Below are 8557 nucleotides of genomic sequence, written 5' to 3' on the forward strand. Positions count from 1 at the left end.
AGAATTAGGTCGTCCTCATAACCAAGTTGTCACTTGAGTTCTGTTCAGATAAGCAGGTGCTGTCTTTTAAATCTTTGTGCAACAAAGCCCTTTTGCATAGAAAATATTCTGGATAGGTTCTAAGTGATCATCTTTAAATTTATGAAAAGCAATTACACAAAATTATTTACAGGCTCTGCAGTTGCATTAGCTTGAAGCCTGTATATATATATTTGGCTACCTTTATCGGGTAAATTCTATACTTGCAATGTCAACAGCCCCAATACAAAATCTGAGAAATATATGAGTGCAGAAGCCACATCTATCAGCCTTTTATCCCCTGTCATATTGCTCACGGCTGCAGTGATCGCAGTCCCCTTAATCAAGCGCCTAGGATTAAGCTCGGTATTGGGATATTTAATTGCAGGATTAATTATTGGTCCATTTGGACTGGCATTTTTCTACGATTCTGTGTCTATTTTGCATATCGCTGAGCTTGGTATTGTGATGTATCTGTTTGTGATTGGACTAGAAATGCGTCCATTGTATTTATGGAATTTAAGAAAAGAAATTTTTGGATTAGGTACATTACAAATTAGTGCCTGTTCATTAGGGCTAACGGCTGTAGGCTTGGTCTATGGCTATTCTTGGCAAGTGAGTTTTGTGTGTGCTGCAGGCTTTGTACTCACCTCAACTGCAATTGTAATGCAACTTTTGGGAGATCGTGGAGACATTGCTCAACCACGAGGACAAAAAATTGTCTCGATTCTGCTGTTTGAAGACTTGTTGATTGTACCTTTATTGGCCATTGTCGCTTTTATCGCACCGAATCATGTTGTTGAAAGTACTTCTACGCGTTTGCAGAGCATCGGAATTGGTTTAATTTCAATTGCAGGTTTAATCGCTGCAGGCTATTGGTTGCTTAATCCTTTATTTCGCTTATTAGCTGCAGCCAAAGCCCGTGAAGTCATGACTGCAGCAGCACTCTTGGTGGTGCTCGGCGCAGCATTACTGATGCAAGTCACTGGCTTATCGATGGCAATGGGGGCATTCCTTGCAGGGGTATTACTCTCCGAATCCACTTTTCGCCATCAGATTGAAGCAGATATTGAACCGTTTCGTGGCATATTGCTCGGATTATTTTTTCTAGGTGTAGGCATGTCACTAGACCTTAACGTCGTAAAAAATAACTGGGTGTTAATCTTAAGTGCTGTACTTCTGCTGATGTTTGTCAAAGCATCCATGATTTACCTGATTGCACGCATGACCAAAAGTTCACACTCCGAAGCACTCGATCGCGCATTACTGATGGCTCAAGGGGGTGAGTTTGCTTTTGTACTCTTTACTGCCGCCATGAGTGCTCAAGTCATTAGTGCTGTTGAACACTCAAACCTGACTGCGATTGTAGTCTTATCGATGATTTTGACCCCGATTATTGGCTTTTTATTTAAACGTTTTACCCAAACTACAGAACAAACTTCTTTAGAAAATATCCGTATTGCCGAAGGACTTTCTGGAAAAGTATTGATGATTGGTTTCGGTCGTTTTGGACAAGTTTCCAGTCAATTACTGCTTGCTCGAGGGATTGATGTGACCATCATTGATAATGATATCGACATGATTCAAAACGCTGAAAGATTTGGATTTAAAATTTACTATGGCGATGGTTCTCGTTTAGATATTTTACATGCCTCGGGAGCAGATACGGCTGAGGCAATTGTTGTTTGCGTAGACCACAAAGAAACGACGAATAAGATTGTAGAGTTGGTGCAACATGAATTTCCTTTAACCAAGTTACTGGTTCGCTCTTATGACCGTGAGCATGCGCTGCATTTAGCAAAACAAAATGTGGATTACATGATTCGAGAAACCTTCGAGTCGGCAATGCTATTTGGCGGTGCCATTTTAGAAGAATTGGGTGTTGACCAGAGTAATGTTGAAGAAATTAGCCAAGAAATCCGAGAACGAGATAAGGAACGTTTTGAAACCGAAGTTGCAGCAGATGATGTCTATGCGGGTATCGGTTTGCAATACACAGGACCGCGTCCGACTGCACCTTTAATCACACCAAAGCACACAGGGCAAATTCTGAATGAAGATGACACTCAGCAATAATTTCACGTATTAAGCCCAAATAAAAAAGAGGTCTGTGTAGACATCTTTTTTGTAAGCATCCGCTGAACCCCATACCTATTTTTTAATTCCGTTCAAGTTTCCAGCGGTGTGGCAGTAATTCTTCTATTTGGGGCACTTTTTGTGTCGGCTATTGAATATAATTGATGATTCTCGTCGAGAAGGTTTAGCGATTGAAGCAGAATTCTCATTACCAACAATTCGGGTTATTCGTACGTTGAATCAGTTGCTAGAGTGGCGAGAAAATCCGTTAGTTATTCGGTTTGAGAATAGTCCGGAGTTTATCAATCATGAATGTGGGCGCTGGGGAACTGAATAAGGTATTCGTATTGAATATATTCAACCAGGTAAGCTACAGCAGAATGCGTATATTGAACATTATAATCCAACTATACGCTATAGCTGTCTAAGTACGCATTTATTTGAAACACTGGAAGAAGTGCAAGATTATGCAACGAGTTGGCTGTGGCATTACAACCATGAAAGACCACACCAAGCAAACAGACGAAGGCTACCTCTAATTAATGGCTGCTTGATCTCTATTTTTAACTTCGGTTATTTATGGGCGGATTACCCTTGTCATTATATTGACATCAAATCTTCATAGCTCTGTCATTTGTTAGTGTTGATATAAGCCAATAAATTTAAAAAGATTAAATGAGGATAAAATATGGCAGGGTTATCCATCTGGCATGTACTAATTTTTGCAATTGTAGTGATCTTACTGTTTGGTACTTCTAAACTAAAAAATCTAGGAAAAGATGTAGGGGGTGCAATCAAGGACTTTAAGAAATCTGTCCGTGAAGAAGAAGCTGAGGCAGCTCAACTTCAGTACCCTCGAACGATTGATGCGAAAGTTAAAGCCAGTGAGAGTTCAATCAAGAATTGAGGTATTGCTATGCTCAATATTGGAATGACTGAGCTGTTGGTCTTTGGGGCAATTGCCTTGCTCATTCTTGGACCAGATAAACTCCCTGAAGCGATACGTTTTATAGGTAAATGGTCAGCCAAAATCAAAAGGATCGCCGGCAATATACAAAATGATCTTGACCGTGAATTGCGACTATCGGAACTACGGGAACAAATGCAAAGCGAGCTGAAACGTATTCAGGAATTAGAAATTAAAATGCAGGCACAAATGGATAATATAAATGTAATCCATCAGCCCATCATTAGAAATCCGGAACAACATCTTTTGAACTATGAGCTGACTTACCAATTAATTAATGAATCAGTTTCACCTGTTCATTTACCGCCAATCCAGCTGAATAAAGTGACAAAACAAGAAAAAATTTATGCTGATATAAAGGTGGCCGTATGAGTATTTTGCCTTCGACTCAAACCAACAACGATACCCGGCAAATCCCGTTAGAAGAAATGCCAATTACCAGGCATCTAGTGATTCTGCGAAAGCACCTTTTCAAAATTGTGGGCGTATTATTAGGACTATTCTTATGTTTACTGCCTTTTGCAAGCCAAACTTATCAGCTTTTATCAAAGCCTTTACGCGCTCAGTTACCTGAAAGCTCTAGCATGATTGCAACAGATGTGACTGCGACTTTCATGGCTCCATTTAAGTTGAACTTCTTTATTGCTTTACTTATCGCCATGCCTTTTATTTTGTATCAACTTTGGGCCTTCATTAGACCAGCATTGTACCTAAAAGAAAAAAAGTTAGCTTTACCACTATTAATCAGCAGTATTGTACTGTTTTATGCAGGTATTGCTTTTGCCTATTTAATCGCTTTACCTTCTATCCTTCATTTTTTTATCAGCGTATCACCTGACACTGTTGCACCGATGACCGATATCAATAGTTATCTGGCTTTTTGTTTAAAACTATTTTTAGTTTTCGGATTTACTTTTGAAATCCCTATTATCACGCTCCTGCTTATTATAATTGGTGTTGTCAGCACACAGACCTTGGTGGAAAAAAGACGATTTATTGTGGTGGGATGTTTTTTTATTGCCATGTTTGTGACACCACCCGATGCCCTATCAATGATTATGTTAGCTGTTCCAATGTGGCTGTTATTTGAATTAGGCTTAGCGGCAGGAAAATGGATAGAAAAATGATGACCGGACATAACTGAATAATAATAAAAAGAACATAAAAGAAGAAAATACTCTATGAGCAGCTTAAGCTGCTTTTATTTTTAATATATAAATCAATATTATATTTAATAAATCCGCAATATTAGCTTCACCTGACTGTCATATTCAACCGCTAATTTATTCCTGACTTTAAAACAACCAGACCTTAGTTATGGGAATAAAATAATGACAGATTACTTACCTTATGATGAAAATCAGGAATTGGATAATAATACATCAGATAATCATCATTTTCGGGATATTTTAGAACAATCCATTTCTCGTCGTGCTTTAATTGCCAAAACTGCAAGTGGGGCTGCAGCATTGGCCCTTGCATCCTCTCTGGCCGGATGTGGGGACAGCGATAATAGCTCTTCTCTGCCGCCAACCGAGACTGTACCAAACCCGCCTGCTATTGACCCAAATGCAAAACCAGAGCAACTGAACTTTACACCAGTTGCTAAAAACTTGAATGATATCGTCACTGTACCAGACGGTTATGAAGCCAATGTCCTGTATGCACTTGGAGATTCTATTAATCCTGCATATTCAGACTGGGATGACAACAATATCCCGAATGGGCCAAGCTTTCAGTTTCGCTCTGGCGACTGCCATGATGGAATGAGTTTTTTTGGCTTAAATATCACTTCTGGCCGGTATGACCCGACTGTGTCTGAGCACGGTCTACTCGTTATGAACCATGAATATATCAATCCGACTTTTTTACATCCTCAAGGTCCAACCAAAGTTGATGGTCGCCGCCCTGAAGATGAAGTCATTCGTGAGACAAATGCACATGGTGTTTCAATCATTCATATCAAAAAAGACAATTCCAATCAAAAAATAGAAATTGTCAAAAATTCGATTTATAACCGTCGAATTACTGCCTCAACTGTCATGAGCTTTTCAGGCCCTGCGAGTGGATCTACTCTTCTATCTACACGCTTTTCACCAGGTGGAAAACTAACACGCGGTACGCATAACAACTGCGGCAACGGCTATACCCCATGGGGTACTTATCTCACCACTGAAGAAAACTTTATTGGTTACTTTGTCCGTAGCAAAACTGATGATGCTCATCGCTTACCGCAAGAAACGGTCGCTTTGGAGCGTTATGGTTTAAAAGCAGGTTCAAGCTCACGTTATGGCTGGGAATCTGCAATAGGTACAATTGAACCTCAGGATCTTTATGATCGATGGAGTGCAGATATTACTGCCGGTGATGCTAGCAAAGATTATCGTAATGGCCCCAATACTTTTGGCTGGATTGTAGAAATTGATCCATTTGATAGCCGACAAAATCCAGTTAAGCGTACAGCCTTAGGACGTTTTGCGCATGAAGACTGTCGTGCCAGTCGTGCTCGTGAAGATGATAACCTGGCTTTCTATATGGGCGATGACTCACGTGGAGAATATATATATAAGTTTGTTTCTGACTATAAATGGAGTGAAAACGACCGTAATGGTGGTTATGCAGTCGGAGATAAATATATGGATCATGGCAAGCTTTATGTTGCTAAATTCAATGCAGACGGGAGTGGTCAATGGATTGAGCTGAGTTATGGTATTAATGGTTTGAATGAGCTGAACAATATCTATCCTTTTAATTCCCAAGCAGATGTCGTGACCTTTGCTCGTCTAGCAGCAGATAGCGTAGGCGCTACTAAAATGGATCGTCCAGAATGGGTTGCAGTTAATCCTGAGAATGGAGAAGTCTATGTTACGCTCACTAATAACTCTAACCGCGGCACTACACATGCCTTAGATGCAGCCAATCCACGTAACTATAGCGATCCTGAGGGTGGCAAAGGTAATGTAAATGGTCATATTATCCGCTTACATGAAGATAAGGATACGACCACAGCCATCACATTCAGATGGGATATTTACCTATTTGGTGCTGAAGCTAAAATGGCACAAAATATTAATCTATCAGGTTTGAATGATAATAATGATCTGTCTTCACCAGATGGGATGTGGTTTGACCCTCGTGGTGTACTCTGGATTCAGACTGATGATGGTGCTTATACAGATACGACCAACTGTATGATGTTGGCTGCTTTACCTGGTAAGGTTGGAGATGGTACTCGAACAATCACATCTTCTGGTCAAGAAACTATTGTCGGTGCTCAAGTCTCAGATCAAACTTTACGTCGTTTCCTGACAGGTCCGAAAGGCTGCGAGATTACGGGGGTAACCATGACACCAGACTATAAAGCGATTTTCATTAATGTACAGCATCCTGGAGAAGATTCTCGAAGTTATGATAAGCCCACTAGTCATTGGCCTGCATCACAGACTAACTCGTCTGCCACTTCCCGGCCACGCTCTGCAACTGTAGTAATCACTCGTAAAGATGGTGGAACTATAGCTGGATAAATAACTGACTTATCTCAAAATGCTGGCTTGATGCTGGCATTTTTGTTTTTTCAATCTTTTAAATTTTAAATTTTTTTAGATTTAAGAATGAACTAGTCAATAATAAGCATCTTGAGCAGTATCCTAAAAGTTATTAATTTTTTATAGGGAGGTTAATGAACCTATAAATTCTAATTTATAAAAAAGCAATAAGTTAATGTAATAAGTGATGATTATCTAATCGTTAGTTAATGAAGTAGACTTCAGGTGAACATAAGTTAAACGAAGTATACTAAACAATAACTTTATATATGTCTTACATTCATCTGATTTTTAGTTAAATAAGATCCTGTTACAAAAACTTACCACTGGGGGGCTTTTTATTTATCAAAAAAATCTTGATGGTCTCCATCTACTGGTTTGAAGTTTCTAGGCGAAAGGAATGGGAGCGTAAGAAGCATCAGCTTGAATATCGACAAAAATAGCGTGAACTCCATATAGGTATAATAGATGCTGAAGCGCTGCAAATACGTGCAGTTCAGCTTATAACAAATGATGTAAATGATTAATAAGCACTCGAAGATTTACTTGATTAAATCTCATTGGATGAGCAAATTGATCCTATCTGTACAGATGAAGCTTATGACACCAAGCACTGCCGACAAGTCATTTTAGATCAAGATACACATGCAGTTATTCCTCTAAAAAATACAAAATTTTGGAAACATCAAAAAACAGGATATTTAGAGAGAAACGAATTATAAAAACAGTCAAACATCTAGCTAGAGCTATTTGGAAAAAGTGGTCAGGTTAACATTGGCGAAGCTTGATAGAAACCCAGATAGCCTGTATCAAGCTATTAGGCGATAAATTAACGGCAAAGTGCTTTGATAGCCAGGTGAATGAAATTCATGCACGTGTAGCCGTGTTAAATAAACTCACGAAATTAAGTCAGCCGATATGCATATTTTAATTTTAATTTCAGTGACTTAGAATAGATAAACCTCTGAAGCTCTTATGTAATAAAGTCAGTACCTGGGACAGTGTTTCAGGTGTAAATCTGTCCAGGAAAATGGGCACGGACTAGACTTTTCTCTGGTAAAAAAGGTGTTAAACAAATATGGCTATCAGATTCAATTTATAGCGGCGCAACCTCAATATTTAAGTGTATTCGTTCAGACTTGATCGTACATTCTTCTTGAAAAAGAGAAATTTACCCGTTTTGATAAAGGTGTCGAAATCTTAATCAAACAAAGGTAACTTTCTTATGTTGCATACTAACAATCAAATCATTAAACACAAAGTAGGTCTGCTCAATTTAGCTAAAGAGCTTCAGAATGTATCCAGAGCATGCAAAGTGATGGGCGTTTCAAGAGATACATTTTATCGCTATCAAGAATTAGTGAAGTCTGGTGATATTGACGCACTGATTAATAAGTCCCGTCGAGTACCAAATTCAAAAAACCGTGTAGATGATGCTATTGAACAGGCTGTTATTGATTTCGCAATTCAATATCCCGCATATGGTCAGCACCGTACTAGTAATGAATTACGCAAGAAGGGTGTATTCGTTTCAAGGAGTGGGGTTCGCTCTATATGGCTTCGTCACGATTTAGAGAACTTTAAGAAGCGTTTAAAAGCACTTGAGGCTAAAGTGGCACAGGATGGTATTGAATTAAATGATCAGCAGATTGCGGCACTTGAACGTAAGCATGAGGATGACGTTGCTTGTGGTGAAATCGAAACAGCTCATCCAGGCTATTTAGGCGCGCAAGACACCTTTTATGTCGGGAATCTCAAAGGTGTTGGACGAATCTACCAACAAACATTCATCGACACTTATAGCAAGGTCGCTCATTGCAAGCTCTATACAACAAAAACACCGATTACAGCGGCTGATTTACTCAATGATCGTGTGTTGCCATTCTATCAATCTCAGGACTTATCAATGCTTCGCATCCTCACACTTGCGTAGCAGTGCTTCTTGTATCTT

5 protein-coding genes and 3 pseudogenes are annotated in these 8557 nt (G+C 39.3%); all 8 read left to right on the plus strand.

The window, feature by feature from the left end:
• The first annotated feature begins 282 nt into the window (after nt 1–282).
• Complete coding sequence (locus tag B3143_RS09330; RefSeq protein ID WP_004812195.1) at nt 283–2094, plus strand: monovalent cation:proton antiporter-2 (CPA2) family protein; 1812 nt, start codon at nt 283–285, stop codon at nt 2092–2094.
• A gap of 145 nt (nt 2095–2239) precedes the next feature.
• A pseudogene (locus tag B3143_RS09335) lies at nt 2240–2635 on the plus strand (integrase core domain-containing protein); the annotation flags it as partial.
• 147 nt (nt 2636–2782) lie between these two features.
• A complete protein-coding gene (locus tag B3143_RS09340) occupies nt 2783–3001 on the plus strand; it encodes a Sec-independent protein translocase subunit TatA (RefSeq protein WP_004812196.1) in 219 nt (72 codons plus the stop codon).
• Nucleotides 3002–3010: 9 nt separating this feature from the next.
• The gene (gene tatB / locus B3143_RS09345) at nt 3011–3433 is read left to right on the plus strand and encodes a Sec-independent protein translocase protein TatB (RefSeq protein ID WP_004812198.1); all 423 of its coding nucleotides are present in this window, start codon (nt 3011–3013) and stop codon (nt 3431–3433) included.
• Nucleotides 3430–4188 carry a twin-arginine translocase subunit TatC gene (gene tatC, locus B3143_RS09350; RefSeq protein WP_004812200.1) on the plus strand — a complete coding sequence of 253 codons (759 nt, stop codon included), beginning with the start codon at nt 3430–3432 and terminating at the stop codon, nt 4186–4188. Before tatB ends, tatC begins: the two co-directional genes overlap by 4 nt.
• Before the next feature lie 204 nt (nt 4189–4392).
• A complete protein-coding gene (locus B3143_RS09355) occupies nt 4393–6585 on the plus strand; it encodes a PhoX family protein (protein WP_004812202.1) in 2193 nt (730 codons plus the stop codon).
• A 390-nt stretch (nt 6586–6975) separates the two neighbouring features.
• Nucleotides 6976–7537, plus strand: a pseudogene (locus tag B3143_RS09360) (IS5 family transposase); the annotation flags it as partial.
• A 294-nt stretch (nt 7538–7831) separates the two neighbouring features.
• Nucleotides 7832–8530 (plus strand): annotated as a pseudogene (locus B3143_RS09365) (helix-turn-helix domain-containing protein); the annotation flags it as partial.
• Nucleotides 8531–8557 lie beyond the last annotated feature (27 nt).

The organism is Acinetobacter sp. UBA1496 (assembly GCF_002324975.1).
In the GTDB taxonomy this organism is placed as follows: domain Bacteria; phylum Pseudomonadota; class Gammaproteobacteria; order Pseudomonadales; family Moraxellaceae; genus Acinetobacter; species Acinetobacter variabilis.